The 16,073-nt window shown below is 59.3% G+C and carries 25 protein-coding genes; 10 read left to right on the top strand and 15 right to left on the bottom strand.

Annotation, left to right across the window (positions count from 1 at the left end):
• Positions 1–147 precede the first annotated feature (147 nt).
• On the bottom strand, positions 148–1,716 hold the full coding sequence (gene terL, locus LXM96_RS19765; protein WP_240000282.1) for a phage terminase large subunit: 1,569 nt from the start codon (positions 1,714–1,716) through the stop codon (positions 148–150).
• Positions 1,628–2,107, bottom strand: a complete 480-nt coding sequence (locus tag LXM96_RS19770; protein ID WP_240000283.1) for a terminase small subunit — start codon at positions 2,105–2,107, stop codon at positions 1,628–1,630. The genes terL and LXM96_RS19770 overlap by 89 nt, the downstream gene beginning before the upstream one ends.
• 351 nt (positions 2,108–2,458) lie before the next feature.
• Here LXM96_RS19770 and LXM96_RS19775 point away from each other — a divergent pair, with 351 nt between their 5' ends.
• From LXM96_RS19775 to LXM96_RS19785, 3 genes are all read left to right on the top strand, one after another.
• Positions 2,459–2,701 carry a hypothetical protein gene (locus LXM96_RS19775; RefSeq protein WP_240000284.1) on the top strand — a complete coding sequence of 81 codons (243 nt, stop codon included), beginning with the start codon at positions 2,459–2,461 and terminating at the stop codon, positions 2,699–2,701.
• A 309-nt stretch (positions 2,702–3,010) separates the two neighbouring features.
• Complete coding sequence (locus LXM96_RS19780; RefSeq protein ID WP_240000285.1) at positions 3,011–3,232, top strand: WGxxGxxG family protein; 222 nt, start codon at positions 3,011–3,013, stop codon at positions 3,230–3,232.
• Between the two features lie 253 nt (positions 3,233–3,485).
• Positions 3,486–3,893: a hypothetical protein gene (locus LXM96_RS19785; protein ID WP_240000286.1), complete on the top strand. Its 408-nt coding sequence runs from the start codon at positions 3,486–3,488 to the stop codon at positions 3,891–3,893.
• Positions 3,894–4,285: 392 nt separating this feature from the next.
• Here the strand turns inward: LXM96_RS19785 and LXM96_RS19790 are convergent, their stop codons facing one another.
• The 4 genes from LXM96_RS19790 to LXM96_RS19805 all read right to left on the bottom strand — a co-directional run bounded on the left by LXM96_RS19790 (position 4,286) and on the right by LXM96_RS19805 (position 6,392).
• A complete protein-coding gene (locus LXM96_RS19790) occupies positions 4,286–4,588 on the bottom strand; it encodes a hypothetical protein (RefSeq protein ID WP_240000287.1) in 303 nt (100 codons plus the stop codon).
• A 76-nt stretch (positions 4,589–4,664) separates the two neighbouring features.
• A complete protein-coding gene (locus LXM96_RS19795) occupies positions 4,665–5,102 on the bottom strand; it encodes an acetyltransferase (protein ID WP_240000288.1) in 438 nt (145 codons plus the stop codon).
• A 211-nt stretch (positions 5,103–5,313) separates the two neighbouring features.
• Positions 5,314–5,949: a hypothetical protein gene (locus LXM96_RS19800; protein ID WP_240000289.1), complete on the bottom strand. Its 636-nt coding sequence runs from the start codon at positions 5,947–5,949 to the stop codon at positions 5,314–5,316.
• Entirely contained in the window at positions 5,946–6,392 is a 447-nt protein-coding gene (locus LXM96_RS19805) for a hypothetical protein (protein ID WP_240000290.1), read from the bottom strand. Before LXM96_RS19805 ends, LXM96_RS19800 begins: the two co-directional genes overlap by 4 nt.
• An 86-nt stretch (positions 6,393–6,478) precedes the next feature.
• On the opposite strand from LXM96_RS19805, the gene LXM96_RS19810 reads away from it, so the two are divergent.
• Positions 6,479–6,757, top strand: coding sequence for a DUF982 domain-containing protein (locus LXM96_RS19810; RefSeq protein ID WP_240000291.1), 279 nt, complete (start codon positions 6,479–6,481; stop codon positions 6,755–6,757).
• A gap of 16 nt (positions 6,758–6,773) precedes the next feature.
• On the opposite strand, the gene LXM96_RS19815 is transcribed toward LXM96_RS19810, so the two are convergent.
• Positions 6,774–7,079, bottom strand: a complete 306-nt coding sequence (locus tag LXM96_RS19815; protein WP_240000292.1) for a hypothetical protein — start codon at positions 7,077–7,079, stop codon at positions 6,774–6,776.
• Between the two features lie 86 nt (positions 7,080–7,165).
• Between LXM96_RS19815 and LXM96_RS19820 the strand changes: the two genes are divergently transcribed.
• Positions 7,166–7,390, top strand: a complete 225-nt coding sequence (locus tag LXM96_RS19820; protein ID WP_262913774.1) for a DUF982 domain-containing protein — start codon at positions 7,166–7,168, stop codon at positions 7,388–7,390.
• A 50-nt stretch (positions 7,391–7,440) separates the two neighbouring features.
• On the opposite strand, the gene LXM96_RS19825 is transcribed toward LXM96_RS19820, so the two are convergent.
• From LXM96_RS19825 to LXM96_RS19835, 3 genes are all read right to left on the bottom strand, one after another.
• Positions 7,441–8,073: an HNH endonuclease gene (locus tag LXM96_RS19825; RefSeq protein ID WP_240000294.1), complete on the bottom strand. Its 633-nt coding sequence runs from the start codon at positions 8,071–8,073 to the stop codon at positions 7,441–7,443.
• 218 nt (positions 8,074–8,291) lie between these two features.
• The gene (locus tag LXM96_RS19830; protein WP_240000295.1) at positions 8,292–8,591 is read right to left on the bottom strand and encodes a hypothetical protein; all 300 of its coding nucleotides are present in this window, start codon (positions 8,589–8,591) and stop codon (positions 8,292–8,294) included.
• Positions 8,588–8,926, bottom strand: coding sequence for a hypothetical protein (locus LXM96_RS19835; RefSeq protein ID WP_240000296.1), 339 nt, complete (start codon positions 8,924–8,926; stop codon positions 8,588–8,590). The genes LXM96_RS19830 and LXM96_RS19835 overlap by 4 nt, the downstream gene beginning before the upstream one ends.
• A gap of 248 nt (positions 8,927–9,174) precedes the next feature.
• Between LXM96_RS19835 and LXM96_RS19840 the strand changes: the two genes are divergently transcribed.
• Complete coding sequence (locus tag LXM96_RS19840) at positions 9,175–9,477, top strand: DUF982 domain-containing protein (RefSeq protein ID WP_240000297.1); 303 nt, start codon at positions 9,175–9,177, stop codon at positions 9,475–9,477.
• A gap of 65 nt (positions 9,478–9,542) precedes the next feature.
• On the opposite strand, the gene LXM96_RS19845 is transcribed toward LXM96_RS19840, so the two are convergent.
• Complete coding sequence (locus LXM96_RS19845; RefSeq protein WP_240000298.1) at positions 9,543–11,027, bottom strand: DnaB-like helicase C-terminal domain-containing protein; 1,485 nt, start codon at positions 11,025–11,027, stop codon at positions 9,543–9,545.
• A gap of 131 nt (positions 11,028–11,158) precedes the next feature.
• On the opposite strand from LXM96_RS19845, the gene LXM96_RS19850 reads away from it, so the two are divergent.
• The 3 genes from LXM96_RS19850 to LXM96_RS19860 all read left to right on the top strand — a co-directional run bounded on the left by LXM96_RS19850 (position 11,159) and on the right by LXM96_RS19860 (position 11,882).
• A complete protein-coding gene (locus LXM96_RS19850) occupies positions 11,159–11,404 on the top strand; it encodes a DUF982 domain-containing protein (RefSeq protein WP_240000299.1) in 246 nt (81 codons plus the stop codon).
• Positions 11,405–11,500: 96 nt separating this feature from the next.
• A complete protein-coding gene (locus tag LXM96_RS19855) occupies positions 11,501–11,674 on the top strand; it encodes a hypothetical protein (RefSeq protein WP_240000300.1) in 174 nt (57 codons plus the stop codon).
• Between the two features lie 16 nt (positions 11,675–11,690).
• A complete protein-coding gene (locus tag LXM96_RS19860; protein ID WP_240000301.1) occupies positions 11,691–11,882 on the top strand; it encodes a hypothetical protein in 192 nt (63 codons plus the stop codon).
• Between the two features lie 118 nt (positions 11,883–12,000).
• Here the strand turns inward: LXM96_RS19860 and LXM96_RS19865 are convergent, their stop codons facing one another.
• The 3 genes from LXM96_RS19865 to LXM96_RS19875 form a co-directional block, all read right to left on the bottom strand.
• Positions 12,001–12,222, bottom strand: coding sequence for a hypothetical protein (locus tag LXM96_RS19865; RefSeq protein ID WP_240000302.1), 222 nt, complete (start codon positions 12,220–12,222; stop codon positions 12,001–12,003).
• Positions 12,223–12,714: 492 nt separating this feature from the next.
• Positions 12,715–12,960, bottom strand: coding sequence for a hypothetical protein (locus LXM96_RS19870; protein WP_240000303.1), 246 nt, complete (start codon positions 12,958–12,960; stop codon positions 12,715–12,717).
• 378 nt (positions 12,961–13,338) lie between these two features.
• A complete protein-coding gene (locus LXM96_RS19875; protein ID WP_240000304.1) occupies positions 13,339–13,503 on the bottom strand; it encodes a hypothetical protein in 165 nt (54 codons plus the stop codon).
• Between the two features lie 386 nt (positions 13,504–13,889).
• Here LXM96_RS19875 and LXM96_RS19880 point away from each other — a divergent pair, with 386 nt between their 5' ends.
• Positions 13,890–15,056 carry a tyrosine-type recombinase/integrase gene (locus tag LXM96_RS19880; protein ID WP_240000305.1) on the top strand — a complete coding sequence of 389 codons (1,167 nt, stop codon included), beginning with the start codon at positions 13,890–13,892 and terminating at the stop codon, positions 15,054–15,056.
• Between the two features lie 612 nt (positions 15,057–15,668).
• Here the strand turns inward: LXM96_RS19880 and LXM96_RS19885 are convergent.
• Positions 15,669–16,073, bottom strand: a 405-nt coding sequence (locus tag LXM96_RS19885; RefSeq protein ID WP_394802007.1) for a hypothetical protein, incomplete at its 5' end; no start/stop codon positions are given.

A 16,073-nucleotide genomic window follows, 5' to 3' on the forward strand; every position in this document is an offset into this window, starting at 1 on the left:
GAAGCTACATCTCCTCCTCGCGGCACATAAGCAGCATTGTCGAGGATTGAGTCACCAATCAGAGCAACATGAACCATAGGGCACCTCTTTCACAGAAGGTGAAACGGCAAGCACGTCTTTTGTTCCCGTTGCTGCTGATGAAGCGTCCTAATACAGCCCCTTCACCGTCGTCGTTGTCGTCTCCGATTGACGGTTGCCTACCAGACGCCCGAAAGCTCCTGAGGTGGCATCCACCTGGTCCTTGAACGCGCCGCCCGGGAAGAGGCAGAGTTCGTCGAGATAGGCCTCGTTCCAAGCGCCCTGCACCAGGAAGACATTGCCAGCCTCGCACTGAGACGAGAACGGTTCGGCTCGCGTCACCTTGTCCCCGGTCTCCGGATCGGCCTTCACTGTCCAGCCCGCGAGCATCGAGACATAATCCTTCGCCTGCACTTTACCTGCTTGCCCCGGATCCTGTGGAAGGCTGATCAGGACATCAGTACCGTCGAGCTCGGCAGTGGCCTTGATAAGCATGCGGACAGCGTTGCCTTCGTCCTGGGTGGTGACAACGTGGCCCACCACGTAGGAACCGTCAGGCGCCTTCCCAAGCTTCACGCCGGCTGTTCTGGCCGCTGTCGTCTTCTTCGTCGCTGCAAGGTCCCAGTGGCGCACCCAGTGCGTGCCAGGCGGCGCCTGCCGGATGATCTTGCCCTCGAACCATTGACGCTTGAACAGCCCGCCTTCACGAGCCGTCGGACGCTGCTGGTATTGGCCGGCATACCCGTAGGAGTCTTTGACCACCTTCAGCGCATCGACAGCCTCACGCGTGAAGCGCTCCGGCAGCAGTAGCTCGCCATCAGTCGTGCGTGGATCCACAAAGCCAATACGGGTCGGCTCCGTTGGATCGATAATCCGCCCGCTCGACCTGTATGGCTTCGGGTCGTACTCCATTGGCAGGCAGAGATGCACATAGGGCAGTCCCAGCTTCAGGATCGTGCCGGCGACATCGTTCTCGTGCAGTCGCTGCATGATGACGACGATAGCCGATCGCTCCAGGTCGTTGAGGCGGTCGGAGATGGAGTCCCGAAAAATGCGGACGGTGTTCGCCCGCTCCACATCGCTCTCTGCCGTCTCAGTCGAGTGCGGGTCGTCAATGATGACGCGATCGCCGCGGCCGCCGGTCATGGAGGCAAAGGGCCTGCCCTCACGCCCACCGGACCTGGTGTTCTCGAACTTCCCCTTTGCGTTCTGGTCCGACCGAAGCTGTACCTCCGGCCACAGGGAGCGATACCACTCGCTCTCGACCAGCCTGCGCATCTTCGTGTTGTCGCGCATCACATTGTCCTGGGAATAGGACGACGTCAGGTAGCGCATGTGGGTCAGCTCAGCCGGTCCCCACTCCCACGCCGGCCAGAAGACCGAGTGGAGCAGCGACTTCATCAGCCCTGGCGGACAGTTGGTCAGGAGCCTTGTGATCTCGCCCCGGCTGACCGCCTCAAGGTGATCGGCCATCGCCTCCAGCGGCCAACCCCATACCAGCTTTGCCTTCGGCTCCAGGATCGGCCATGCCTCGGCAACAAAGCCCGCCAGCGTCTTGCACCGCGCGCGGATCCGCTCCGCGTTCTGTTCTACGTCCCGGCGCTGCCGCTCAGCCTCCCGCCTCGCCCTCTCTGGCCGTATCGCCCGCATCATCACCGCTGGCGGTGGCAAGCGGGCCGAAGATGGCTTCGAGTGCATTCAGCTGCTCTTCCGACATGTTGGTGAGGTCGACGGTCTGGATCGGGCCACCGTTCGGACCAGTGTGCTCCCGCTTTTGCGGCGGGTAGCTGCCCTGCATCTTGTTGGCTTCGGCAATGGCAGAGATCGCCACACGCGCGTCCTTCTCAGCGTGGCTGTCGAAGATCGTCTTGAGTGCCTGCAGCCTGTCGGCGGCCGTCCATTCGGCTTTCTCAGCCACTCTGCCTTTGATCTCTTCCACCCGTGCCCGGATGTTACCCTTTGCTACCAAGCGGGATGCGTGGGAGCGGTTGGGCTTGAACCCTGCAGCAGCGTAAGCCTCGATAGCGGTCTTGCCCTGCGCCAGCGCTTGCGCGACAGTCTCGTGCCGGGCGTTTTTCAGGACTGGCATGAGTTAACCTTGGGGGAGTTCAATGAGTGGCTTTACGGACAAAGAGATTGCTGACGAACTGAAGCGGCGGGACCGCACCAAATCAGGCGTGTCGTACAAAGAAGGGAATGCAGCAGCTACTACCTGCAGCCACTGCGGAGCTCCAACAAGCTCGCTGGATGCGCACCCAGATTTCCCACTTTGCGCCGTCTGCGACGATGACTGACGCTGCACAGGCGGCTTCACACTCATCGGGAGTCGTCATGGCGGACCTTGACGGGGCTGTTAACCATAGCCTCGTTTGCCTCATGCTTTCCGAGCCCAGCCCCCTATAACTCCATTAACCGTATCGCTCTCGCTGGGAGGTGGCGCATGAGCTTCGTTCTGCAAAAGCACCAGCGCCACGTCGTAGAGACTGTGGCCGCCTACGAAGCGCGAATAGTAGAGATTGAGGCAGACATCCGTCTTAGGGCGATGTCCAACGACATCAACATAGCAGAGCTCCGTCTCCTGCATCGCCTCAAGGAAGAATGCTCCGGCGTTCTCTACCGCTACCAAGGCCTCAACGAAGGCTTCAAAGCCCTGGTTGGGGATGCCAGCGTAGCAGCTGAATAGAGAAAGTCCCGCTCTGTTTCCGGGGCGCGGCTTTGGAACATGCCTGCCTACAGGCTTACGGATAACACGGGCTGGCGATAATCGGCCCCTGAGGGTTGCGGCCTACCTCGATTTCGTCCGCAGTTTAACCAACTAGCTTGGCATCCTATAGCAGGTTTCCCAAGCTCTGCTGCCAACAGCAGCCCGATTAGTCCGGCTTTCGCCGATAGGACCGCTCTACACGGCCGTGGCCTTTGGGCTCTTGAGGCTTAGGTCTGATGAAACCTATTCGTTCACTTTGTGTTTAGACTCCGCAAAAAGGAGACATCCATGCACAAGCTACTCATCGCTCTAGGCGCCACATGCCTCATCACATTTGCTGCGCCAGCCATGGCTCAGGCACCTGCCCCCAATGATGACACCAACACCGCAGCTCAGTCCGAAGACGACGATGGCTTCGATCTGGGTTGGCTCGGACTAATCGGCTTGGCCGGTTTGGCTGGCCTGAAGGGACGCAAACGCGACGATCACACGACCACCGTCCGCCGCTGAAGGTGCAGGAGGCGCCGTCATTCAGCGGCGCCTCCTTTAGATCCGGTAAACTTCCCAAATCTCCTAGACCCCTCGATCCTCTTCTGCTTTGTCTTCCTTGCGCTGGTAACAACAGGCGCGGGTGCTTCTGCCCTGGATAATCGGAAGAAGTAGATTCGTCAGTAGAAGCTCGGCGGATATGCGTTCCATTTTGCTGGCGGTAGGAGTAGATTGTATCGCTCGCCGAGGGGGCGAGTTTTGGGAGGACCTTCTCATGCCACAACTTGCTCAGATGTTCTTCAAGACCGCGGTTATCTTCTTGATCGTTGGCATAGCGATGGGATTGCAGATGGCAATCTCAGGAAATCATAACGTCATTGGCCCCCATGCTCATGCCAATCTACTCGGTTGGGTGACCATGGCGCTGTTCGGCACTTACTACGCGTTCAATCCAGCCAAGTCAGAGACGCGCTTCGCGGTCGCTCAATTCTGGATCTACACCGGAGGCGTAGTTGTTATGGTTCCGTCACTCTACCTGCTTTACCTGGGTTATCCGCAAGCGGAACCGCTCACTGCCCTAAGCTCTCTGGTCATCCTGGCGGGCGTACTTATGTTCGCGGTCGTTCTTTTCAGCAAAGAACGAGTTGCGACTGTCCTTCCGGGCGGCGCGGCGCCAGCTTAACGGGGGGAACCCTTGATTTGTGCATGCAAAACCCCGCCCCGGTAGTCCGGGAGCGGGGTTCAATCTGCTCGAACTAATCTGCTAGCCACCGATTGTTCCGAACTTGCTAATAATGCTGGATTCGGGGCGCCAAGGCAACCAATCCAATCTGAAAACGCCACCCGCAAATCCATGCCGCCTCCTTGCGCCCAGCCGGAGCTTCCGGCCCTGCAATCATTCAAACTATTGCCACACCGATGCGTGACCCTTGTCGCATGGCATTGGGTATCGCTTTGGGTGTTGGGCTGGGCGCTGCGATTGGCTCCGCTCTCTTTGACAGCGCCGCTGTGGGGATCGCGATCGGCATCGCAGTCGGCGTGGCCTTGGGTGCATTGGCCGGAAGACGTTGATCTTCAGGCTTCTCCATCCTGGCCGGCACCCAACAGAGCACGGAACGCACGATTGCACTGCTGGCTCTCGCCCTCCAGCAGTGTCAGTGGATCGACCAATCCCACGCCTACACCAATGGCATTGGCAGCCGCCCAAGCCCAATCATCCTGCGCTCGCTGCAGAAGCCTCGGCGCCTCTTCCGAGATGCACGCGCGACCTGCCTGAACAATCTCCGCTGACGACACGCCTTGAAGCCGTTCCGCGACCTCTGCCTGAAGGGGCCCGACAACCAGAATGGCAAACAGATAGCTTATGAACTCGGACATGACGTCCCCTTAGGTGCCGGGAGATATGGGTATGACCTCTGAGCGGCGCTAGATTATCAATGCAGCATGACCAAACCTACAGCCGATGCTTCAGATGGATGAGCGGATATGGCCGCCCCTGTCCATCGATTTCTGATCGCCCCGTCTGCACAAAGCCGAGCCGCTGGTAGAACCCAAGGGCTTTGCTGTTCTGCTCGTTGACATCAGTGGTCAAGCCAGGGTGAAGCGCAAGCGCATGCTCAACCAGCTGCCTGCCGACGCCCGCGCCGAAACACGCGGGATGAACGAACAATGCTTCCAAGTGACCATTGGCAACAAGCATGAACCCGACGGTTCCCTGAGAAGGATCTACTGCAAGCAAGAGCGGGGCGCTGGGGAGGAAGCCGTGAAGCATCTTCTCGATCTCTTGCCGATCGTGATGCGAGAGAAAATCATGGGTAGCATCGACGGATGCTCTCCAGATACTCAGGACCCTATCGCCGTCTGATGCAGTGGATTTGCGGATTGTGATCATAGCGCCGTTTTAGTTATTCCGATTCTCCGTCGAACAAAAAAGGCCGGGGCGAAACCGCACCGACCTTCCTCATCATCGCTTTCTCACCAGTGCCAGTACATCCGTGGCAAAAGTCTAAAGCGATGGCGGCGACTGTGAGCGGCGAATTCATCAGCGCTCATGAACAATGCCGACGGGCGAGATATAGGGAGCCAATGTGTCCTAGACAAGCTCAGGCGGCATCCTTCTTCCTTGCCTCACGCAGCCGGCGACGCTCGTTTCTTTTCTGAGCCCAAGTGAAGTCTCGAAGCTCCGGCACTCCGGCAGGGCTAAATGCGGTGTCGTCCATCCAGGCTAGCGAATGCGCAGGTTCTTCGATGTTGACAGGAATATGCTCGATTTCCGGGGCAACACGCAACAGGTCAAGATCGTCATTTTCGTTATTCTGCAATGGGTTCCGAGTGAACCTTAGCTCAATGCGTGTGATAGCCCGCTCTTTCCTGCGCCTTCCGGTCGCTACATGGATACCTTCGTCGCCGCACCAGTGCTTGAACGGGCGACCACCGGCCCGACCGATTGCCCAATGCCAGAGGCAGCGACGCTCACTCTCATCATCCACTGCCAGGATCAACTCATTGCAGCGTTCCCAGTCGGTGACATCCGATGCGCGTAGGCGGGTCGACCGGCTCTCCCAGAAGCTCTCTCGCTCCTCCGCATAGCGCTCACCGCCCCACCCTGCTTGGTCCGCGGCATCATGAACGTACGGCAGAGCCTGAGCCTTCACCGGTTTCGGCCCATCGCCGAACGGGAGCCGGCGATCTGTCTCAGCTGCCCGGATAAAAAGTTCCGTGATCTCTTCCCTCGTCATGCCGTTCTCCGTCTCTCGTCGAATAGGTCCCCCTGCGCCGCGTTGGGACCAAACACCCGGACCACTCTCTCATACAGCATGCCCGCGATAGCGTGGCGCTGGTGTGTAATTCCGCTGAGGTCTCTCGCGATGAACTGGAGCTGGCCCACAGGCGTCTTGTCGAAACACTCGAGCCATTCCGTCGGCCGCTCCTCAATGATTGCCTGGCACGCCTCAACCAGATCGCTCACCGCCCAAAACAGATTCTCGTCGAGCTGCCCCTGGTTGTTCTCGGTCTCTGCCAGGGTGGACATCACCATGCGGAAGTGCGCCTCGCCTCGATTGCGCAGGATCCTGTCCATTGTTGCGACCGCTCGCGTCTGACGAACATCCGGATACGCGCGGCCATCGATGATCTCGATCCCGTACTCTTCACAGATGCTGTAGACGCGGGGATCAATCACTTTGTACGGCCCCTGACCGATAGCGGCCTGGGAGGAACGACGATCCGAGAAGCAGGTTGGTTGTGCTCTGCCCAAAGGCACAAACCATGCAGGATGATCGAGTAGTAGAATTGGACTTCAGCAACTTTTGGGGCGGCTCAGTTTCAGCCGTAGCAAGGAACACCGCACTGCAGGCCATCAAGGGTCCAGCCGATGCGCATGACTTCCTCTGCAATCGATGGCCGGGGATACGCGGCCCCGCTTTTGCCAAGGCGAAGCGAGCCGCGATCGCTGCCATTTCTGGAAGGACTTCTCCGGAAGAGGCAAGGGCAGCATTCATCGCAGCGTGCTTGCAGGCGGACTGCCTGGTCAGGACGGACGTATAAGTAGCGGCTACACTGCTCATGCCTCACCCCTTTGCCGCTCGACCTCGACAACACGGCCACCGCCGATGAACAGCTTCTCCGCCCTCGCCCGCTTGGCTTGCTTGATGGATGGCGTTCCCTCGCACTCTCCACCGACGATGGGAAAGTTGAGGTATCGGAGGAGATGAGCAGCACAGGCCTTCCATGCTGCTCCCTCCGTCGGGTAGATCAGCGGCTTGTCGCCCTGGCCCATAAGCGGCTTGGGCTGGGCATCCCGGGCAAAGCGCATCATGACACGGTAGCCACCAGGGACGGGCTGAGGGTAAGCGCTATACTTGTTCATGCTTCTCCTCGCGAGTCATGGACCGGGAACGAAAAAAGCCACGGGCTATTAGAAGGGGTGGACAACAACCTGCGAGGCTGACGAATATGCTTGCTAACCATTGGAAAGAACCCGTCGTGATCCGGGATGGAAGGATGCAGATTTCGCTGGCTACGCCCGAACAGGCCATCAATTGGCTTGCCCATGAGCGTGATCAGAACAGCGGCAAGTGGCGCAAAGCCTGGCAGACGTGCCGCGCCGTGCACGAAGGCAAGCTTCCGCCGGAAGAAGCTCGGTCGGCCGTATTGTTGGTCGCCCAAAGCACCCACTGACACGCGGCACCAGCCGCGGCGGTTCTGGTGTAGAAATCTAGCGTAGTGGTTCATTCTGCTGGTCCCTGACGCTTGCGGCGGATCTCGCTTGCTTTGTGCTCGACGCGAGCCATCGTCATCAGCACGGGCTTGAGTTCATCGGGCGCGGTGTCGTAGGCCATGACCCGGGTTGCGCGGCCACCGTTCAGCCTGGGCAGGAGGCCACGCGGAATGGCGATCCAGTTTGACGGATCAGTGTTGAGCCGGTTGCCATCCACGCACTTGAGGCACAGACCGTCTGGCACGGGACCGTGCAGTCTCTCCCACTCGTGAACGTGCTTCAGCACATAGCGGCGCTCGTAGCCGGTGTGTGGGTTCTCCTCATCGATGCTGATCTCGACGTATCCGTCCTTGGACACGCGCTCATGGCCGAGAAACTTCGTGTTGTGCGGCAGCTGGCCACGCTTGAACTGTGTCTTACGTGCGTTGGGATGGCGGCCACCCTTGCCCGGCGGGCATGGCTTGCCTTTGTTGACCGGCTCCTGCCCTTTCACAAACTGACCGGTTCGGCCTGTCTTCCAGCCCTTTCGCTTGCGGAGCGCGTGAAGGTTCTGAGCGGTGACGTCCTCACGTTCGAACTCGCCCACGAATGCGGCGTGATACTCGCTGATCACCATCGTGGAGTTGCTTTCGAGCCAGGCCATCTCGTCCGCCGAGAACTTCCGGTGGCGTCCGAAAAACCGCCCCGGCTTGCGGCCCACGAACCAACCTTTCCGCTTTCGCAGCCCGTGTAAGTTCAGCGCCGTGATATCTGCTCGACCGAACCTCGCTACAAATTCGCGGTGGTAGTCGCTGATTATCATAGAGCGGTTAGCCTCTAGCCACGCCATCTCATCGGCAGAATAGTGGATGCGTTGCCCCCTCATGTGCCGGCCGCCTTGATCAGAGGGCGCTGCTGCCGGATCTGAATAGGTTCTCCGTCTGGTGGGGTGGGAGGGGAGATCATAGGCAGAGCCGAAGCGAACCGGTCGCCATGCGTTGCGACAAGCGTCACAGCTTTGAGAGACAGGTCCGCATTGCGGATGATCTGCTCACTGACGCCGACAATGGCATCTGCGCGCTTCACTTCCGTGTCGATCTGTTCCGCCGTCAGGCCTTCTTCCGTCAGGCGCTCCAGCTGGGAGAACAGGTGGTTGTTCAAGTGGATCAGTCGGTTCTTCATCTGAAAGCCTCCGGGTTCTCTTTGATTGTTGCAGTCCATTTCAGGATGAGAGCTGCGTCTGCGCTCCATTTCCCGGCCAGTCGCTGTTCAATTTCTCGGGCGGCGTAGAAGAGAGCGTCTTCACGCGTTTCAGCGAATTTTCCCCACTTCACGCCGACCCGGTATCCGCCGCCTTCGCTCTCGCACTGCCAGCTTGTGGACCACATCCACGTTTTATCCCTGTGCTGATGGATCTCAATGCGGGCGCGGTCCCATGCCATGCGGGGATGTTTCAGGCGGAAGGTGTGATCGGGCTCACCCTGCAACACCTCGCCGTAGGCCTCGATCTTCTTCATCAATGGGGGCCGGCGGACCGTGTCGAAAAGGCCAAGCTGTTGCATCACAGCAGCCCCCGCTGGTTCCGCGCCTCGACATGTGCCGTTCCGCCACACCCGGCAGCGCTTCCAGTCAAGCCTTTAAAGTTTTGCGATCGGCTATCTGACAACAGCCCTCTTGAAGAGGAAAACCAGACATCACAGATGGATAAGCGGCGCTGGCCACAGCGCTTTCCTTGTTGATCACCAACCAAATCAGTGAGGTAGAAATGATCTCGAAGCTGTTCGATCGACCGGTCTATCTGAAGGAAAAGAGGGACCTGGTCCGGGAGATAACCGCCGTCGAGGATGCGATCGACTTTCTTGAGGATTGGCCCGAACGCGAGCGCGACATGATCCATGATGCGGCGCTGAAGACCTGCTACATGGCTCATGATGGCCTGAAGCCGTTGAACGCCGCGCGCGACGCCGTCCGCGCCTTCGGAAAGAAGAAGGGCATCCTCGTGAAACAGCCTGCGGTCCAGCCTTGGATGATCAAGACGCCAGCAGGCGGCGGCCGGGTATCTCCGTAGATCATCAGCCGAGCAAGGGAGGCCGTTAACGCGGCCTCTTCTCATTTGGGAACGGGGTTGGCGTGTCATAGCGCGAGCTCCTCCTGCGGACGCTGCAGCTTCATCGATCGATAGCGGGTGAAATCAGCGTCGAACTGCAGCTTCTCGACAATGGATGGGTCGCCAAACCTGACCTTTATGGAGGCAATCTCCGCAATGCCTTCGATCTCGGAGCCGAAGACGCTGTTTATGGTCTTCCAGTCGCTCGGGGTGGCCGCCACCTTCTCCATCTCCTTCTTGTATTTCTCTGGACGGTACAGCGTGATGATCGCGTCGTAGTCGGCACGGGCGCCCTCCCCGCCATACAGGTCCTTGGCGATCGGGCGTGGGTTCTGGCGCTTGCCGCTTTCGCCGTTCCGCTGGTTGAGGATGAGGACCGACGCCGAAAGCTCATCGGCCAGTGCCTTGAGCTCCACCGTAACCTCACCGGAGATCCTGTCGGCCGACAGCTTCGGATCGCGAGGCTTCACCTTTCCGATGTGGTCGATGACGATGAATGGCGTCTTGCCGTTGGCACGCTTTTTGATGAAGCGACGGGCGTAGGCGACGAGTTGCATGACCCCTTCCCGCTGGCACCGGATGATGTCGAACGGCTGGTTGTTGATCTGGGTGGCGAACAGCACGCACCGGTCGCGCTCGCTCTCTGTCATCAGTCTGGACGGCTCGCGCTGCTGTCTGACGCTGATCTCGTGGACCTGGGCGATCATCTGCCGGATGCACTGGGCCGCGGATTGGTCATAGGAGAGGAAGAGGACGGGATGTCCTCCCCTCACGGCGTGGTAGATCAGCTGCATGGTGAGGCTTGACTTGCCCTCGCCTGACGAGGACAGAAGCCCGTACAGGTTGCCCGCCTCGAAGACCGGCTCCGACAGAACCTTTGCGATCTCAGGCAGCGCGATCGGAACGCCCACCACACCGTCACGACGGGCCGAGGCTTCGAACATGGCCAGGTAGGATGATCCGGGAGATGCACTCGCCCTTAGAGCTGCCAGTCTAGTCCTGCGCTCCGTCAGGCGCATTTCCAGCTGCTCTATCTCATCATCCAGCGTGAGAAGCGTATGGCCTTCCTTGGCAAGCTCTGAGGCAATCTCAGCCTCTCTCGCCAGCTGCCGGCCAAGCGACACGCTCTTGATGATGTGGAGTGACGATTCCAACCTGCGCATGGTCGACGGGTCGAAGCCAAGGCTCATCAGTCGCGCCATGTAGGTTGCCGGCAGTATCCCGGCTTCATCGTCGTCGCGACGAGTCCGGCTGCTCCGGCTATTGCTCCAGGCCTTGGGCATGAATGGCTTCAGCGAGATTGCGGTGACGGGCTGCCCGCTGCGGAACAGCTCCATGCCCTCCTTGAACATGAGTTGATGTAGCTCTTCGCCGAAGTCCTCCCACTCAAGCCCGCACTCGGCGAGCACCTGATTGTCCGCAAACATGCAAGCAAGGAAGACTTCGGACGCTTCGAATGCATCATCCTCGCTGATGCGGTCGAACTGGCTGCGATCGACAGGGCCGCTCATGCTGGCACCTCGCGTCGCAACATTGCGCTACGGCGTGAGCCTAACCGAGCCCCTCCGTCGGACTTGAAGTCTAAGGAACGAGCGCTTGAGTCGCCCGTTGGTGCCCCTGAAATGCCAGGAGTACCCCATCCATGCAGACAAACATTTGGGACAACCAGATCGAGATTATTTGCGACGGAGGCGACCACTTCAAACGTGTCTGCAGCCCAAGAGATGCTGTTGCTTGCTTGACCAATCATTGGCCGGATCAGCGTGGTAGGGCTTATGCAGCCGCCAAGCGCGCATGTTTGAAGGCGATCAAAGGAGAAGTCGCGCTTTCCATCGCTGAGGCAGCGTTTGTGAAGGCTGCCGAAGAGGCAGGGATCCTGAAGCATTAGGGTTGCCGTGGCGGAATCTCCAACGGAACCGGACACTCTCATGTCTGTTGTGACATTTGCGCAGCCCTTTATGCGTGTGCGGAAAGGAAACCCGGCATGTATGGAACAGATTGGCCCGAGCCTGTGGTGGTGGAGCACAAGGTGCCCAACAAGCCGATCGTCGTCTGGAGCAACGAGGAGGCGGTCAACTGCCTTATGGGCAACTGGCCTAGCAGAGACTTGTATTCAAAGCCCCATGCCTTCACGCACTCAATCGCCAGCGGAAGCTGAGGAGCGGTTGCCCAGCATGCGCGAGCCTCACCGCCGTAAGACGGCGATGGAGATGAAGGTCAAGTCGAAGATCGCCCGGGTGAAGAAGAAGCACCTCGGAATCACGAAGCCGAAGTCGTCGCTCAGCGACGGCCGGTTCAAGCGGCTGATGGACGGTACGGTTGTTGACCGCCGCACGGGCGAACTCGTCGGAGGACGGCATCGATGACAGATAGGGCTGCGGTGACGGATAGCGAGTGCACGAAGGTTGAGCGGGATGAGACATGTCCTGTCGCCTATCCCTCGCTGCTCTGGGAGGTATGCAACCGCAAAGGGCTAGTATCTCGTCAGGTTGACAGCCTCTGCTCCTGCAGAGCGGGTATAAAGGGGTTCGGGGGCACTTCCTGGAGCGCGACCTCATGCAGGATGGAGAGAAGATCCTGCTTTACATCGTTGCTGAGCAGCAGGTTCGGATCAGTTGCCGCCACCATGATGGTACGACGCACGATGCGTTCAGCTATCGCGCTAGAGGACGTGTATCTAGCCGCAAAGCGCGTCAGGCTGGTCATTTCTGGACTGCGAAGATTCGAAAAGCTTAATGCAACCATCGGCGCTTCTCCCCTGAGGTCGCAGGCGAGAGCACGTAGTAACCCTCAGTCGTCACCGCCTAAGTCTTCGGTTGGTGACGATGTCGACAGTGTACGCTTATCGGCAGATGAGTCCATACCGCCCCTTGAAACGAAGAGGGTAAGCGAATGAAACTGGCGAACTCACCCGTTTCGTCCTGGCCGCTCCAGCGCAAGCAATCTCCGGCCCCAGCATCCTTTAGCCTTACGGACCTAGTCTCCTTAGGCGATCGCATTCATCGGGCGGCATCACGGCCTCAAGTACCGCGTCGACCTTGGGTAGAAAAGCAGTCCACATCGGCCTGCCATCAATCACTCCGTTCTCCGGCAAGCCCTCCAGCCTACACAGCGCTCGCGCTGCTCGCTCGCGAGGCTCCTGTTTGCGCACCTTCATTGAAGTCCTCCGATCGGGCTTCGAACGTACCTTTAGGCGACCTACGAAGATTTCCGGCTGTCTTCCAAGGTGTCTTTTCGGCTTTCTGTGGCGAGGTCATGAAGACCATGTACTGCGCCCGGCCTACTGCCTGCAGCCATGATGACGGCATAAAACGCGCCGCGTGTTATTTCCTTCTTTGTCGCCTTCGGATGCACCTTCCTAACGGCTTCGAAAAGATCTTTGGGCCTCATCTTCGGCTTGGCCAATTCGGAAACCGTCTTCGCAATCTTCTCGATCTCGGTCATAGCAGCTCCATTGTTGCCAAGGAGCTTGAAAGGCAAGTCGCTGTCACAATCAAGCATGCAGCTTACGAAGTAAGTCCCATCGCTCCCCGACCGTTACCAACGGGTACATTAGTGGAGGCTAGAGCCCTTGGGCGCGAGATCATTCATGACCTGAGCGAGTTCGATGGCGGTCACTTCGTTGAGGAGCACCATAGGGACTCCGTCGAAGACCACTGCCAATCCAGTTCCGCACTCGATCACAGACCAGGAGCCCTCGCTGTCTCTGACTGCCTTGAAAGCTCGATTTACGGAAATGCTCATGAAGCGGCAAACATGCGCTCACGGCCAAAGTTGCAGCGCTATCGTCCCAGCTGAGGGAGGTCGGGCGATGAAAACAGCCTACTTAATGATCGCGCCGGGCCTGCCTTGGCTGCCAACGCGCCGCCGCGCATCCTTTATCTCTTCCTCGGGCGTCTTAGTGACGTCGACGAATTCGGGATACCGTTCGTGCCCGTCCTTTCTGACCATCTCCTTGTCTGCTTCATTTGCCGTTTTCTCTGCCATCGTCGCTCTCCTACTTGATTGCCGTCCTAACTGCGGAGACCGCGAAAGGATGCATCGCGTCCGCAACCGGAATCGGAAGAGAGCTGTGGATGACCTGCTTGTGGATAGCGGGGAAAGTGGGGACCGACGAACACGACCGTTGACCTTTCACGCAACGTTCCGCGCCTTGGTCTCAATCGGGCCGAAGTAGCCGCTGCGATCGGCGTCAGTGCGAACACCGTAGACCTGATGGTTCAGGAAGGTTTTCTTCCGAAGCCGCGGAAGTGGCACACCCGCAAGGTGTGGCTGGTCTCGGATGTAGTCGCCGCGATGGCTTCTTGGCCCGAAGAGGGCATGCCGGCGAACAGGGAGGACGCGGACGACGGTGAAGACTGGCGAGCGTCTGCATGACAGACGTGGCGAATATCGATCTGCCGTACATCGAAAAGAACAAGAGCCGGCATGGCACGATGCGGTACTACCTCCGCATCGACGGCAAGCGCATCTGCAGACTGCCAGACGACATCCAGAGCGAGGAGTTCACGAGGGCGTACTGGAAGGCCCGCAACGCTGCCTTGCCTCTCAGCGGGGCTCCTGCTGCTCCCCAACTCATATCCGCGATGGTGAAGCCGAACAGCTTCCGCTGGCTGTGCATGGAGTACATGCGGTCTAAGGAATTCACTCAGCTCGACCAGACCGCACAGACCCGGCGCCGGAACATCATGGAGGCGATGTGGGATGAGCCATTGCACCTGGCTAAGCCGGCAGGCCCATTCTTCGCGGACATGCCGCTGAGCAGGATGGACGTGGCGAACGTCGAGGTTCTGCGAGACCGGAAGAAGGCTGTGCCCTTTGCCGCCGACGAGCGCCTGAAGGTGCTGAGGCAAGCCTTCGACACCAAGCGCAACGGTGAGCCGCTCACGACCAACATCCCTCGCCTCGTTTCGCCCTTCCGGGCTCACTCTGATGGGCACGAGACGGCCACGCCGGCGGAGCTTGAGCAGTTCATCAAGCACCACGGGATCCGCTCAAAGGCCGTGCTCTATCTGTCGATCGCGATGTACACCGGCCTCAGAGTATCTGACCTTGCGGTTCTAGGTCCGCAGCATCGCCGCGCCGACGCTTTCCACCTCCGGCTCTTCAAGAACCGAAACAGGACGCCCGTCGACCTGATCGTGCCGCTGCACCCGATCCTGGAGGGCGTGCTCGCTACGCACAAGGTCACCGCCCTCACCTATCTGGTGACGGAGTTCGGAAAGCCGTTCAGCGTGAAAGGACTCGGCAATCGAATTTCGGATTGGTTCAGGCAGGCGGGGTTGCCGCACCTGACATCGCATTCGGTGAGGAAGGGGCTTGCCACAGACGTCGCGCACAACGAGGCGACGGACAACATGCTCGAGGCGATGTTCGGGTGGCGGGACGCGAAGACATCCAAGATCTACACGCGCAATGCAGAGCGTGCCCGACTAGCAAGGCAGACGGTCGCGAAGATCAGTTGGGATGGGATTGGAAGCAAGCTGCTGACGCCCAACGAGGCCGACGAAGGTGTGGCAGGGTGTGGCAGCGGCGGTTGATATTGCTTCGAAATTATTTCAGACCAAGTGTGGCAGCCGGGGGCTCAACGTAAGGTGTACGCTCACTTTTCCAACTCCGGGCGAGGCCTCCAATTTCAGCGACCTTACCAGAGCTACAGATAGACCGTGTCTGGCATTTGGCAGACCCCCAGGTTCTGACGGATGAAATCACCGTGTGAGAACGCTTGGTACGACGTACAGTACGGCCTGCGATGTGTCGGCTCCTGGCGAGCGCTGCTTTGGCTGCGGGAGCATCACCCTCCTTTTGCTCGGCTTCCCGACCTGTGCCTGGTCGGCTCACGCAATTTCAGCTGATGACGCATGAGTGGGGTAGAGGACAGCGCGCTTAGGTGCTGTCGGCAACTCACGGAGCAAGGGCGAAGCATCGCCCTTGGACTAGTCGTAGTGCGGGCGGGTGGCCGGAGGCTCATAAACAGAGTGATCAGTGGTCGAACAACCTGCCAGGATTGCGAAGGTGATCAGAAAAATGATACGCACGTAACTCTCCAAAACTTAATTCTTGCAAGGCAGCATCTGCTGTAACGCATTCAGATGCTGCCTTACGGGGCTAACCTTTAACCCTCCACCAGACAACGTCCAAACAGGCTCCGGTCATTTACCGCCGCGCTTGCTACCGCCGCCTTTTCCGGGACCAGGGCCGTGGTCATGGTCATGGTCTGCACCGTCGCCGTCATCGTTCTTGCCACCGGCGTCGCCCTTGCCCTTGCCACCGGCATTATCCTTGCCCTTGCCGCCGGCATTGTCCTTGCCCTTGCCGCCGGCATTGTCCTTGCCCTTCCCGCCGGCATTGTCCTTGCCCTTCCCGCCGGCATTGTCCTTGCCCTTGCCGCCGGCATTGTCGTTGCCGTTGCCGCCGGCATTGTCGTTGCCCTTGCCGCCGGCATTGTCCTTGCCCTTGCCGCCGGCATTGTCCTTGCCGTTGCCGCCGGCATTGTCCTTGCCCTTGCCGCCGGCATTGTCCTTGCCGTTGCCGCCGGCATTGTCCTTGCCCTTGCC

Source organism: Rhizobium halophilum, assembly GCF_021648825.1.
Taxonomy (GTDB): domain Bacteria; phylum Pseudomonadota; class Alphaproteobacteria; order Rhizobiales; family Rhizobiaceae; genus Neorhizobium; species Neorhizobium halophilum.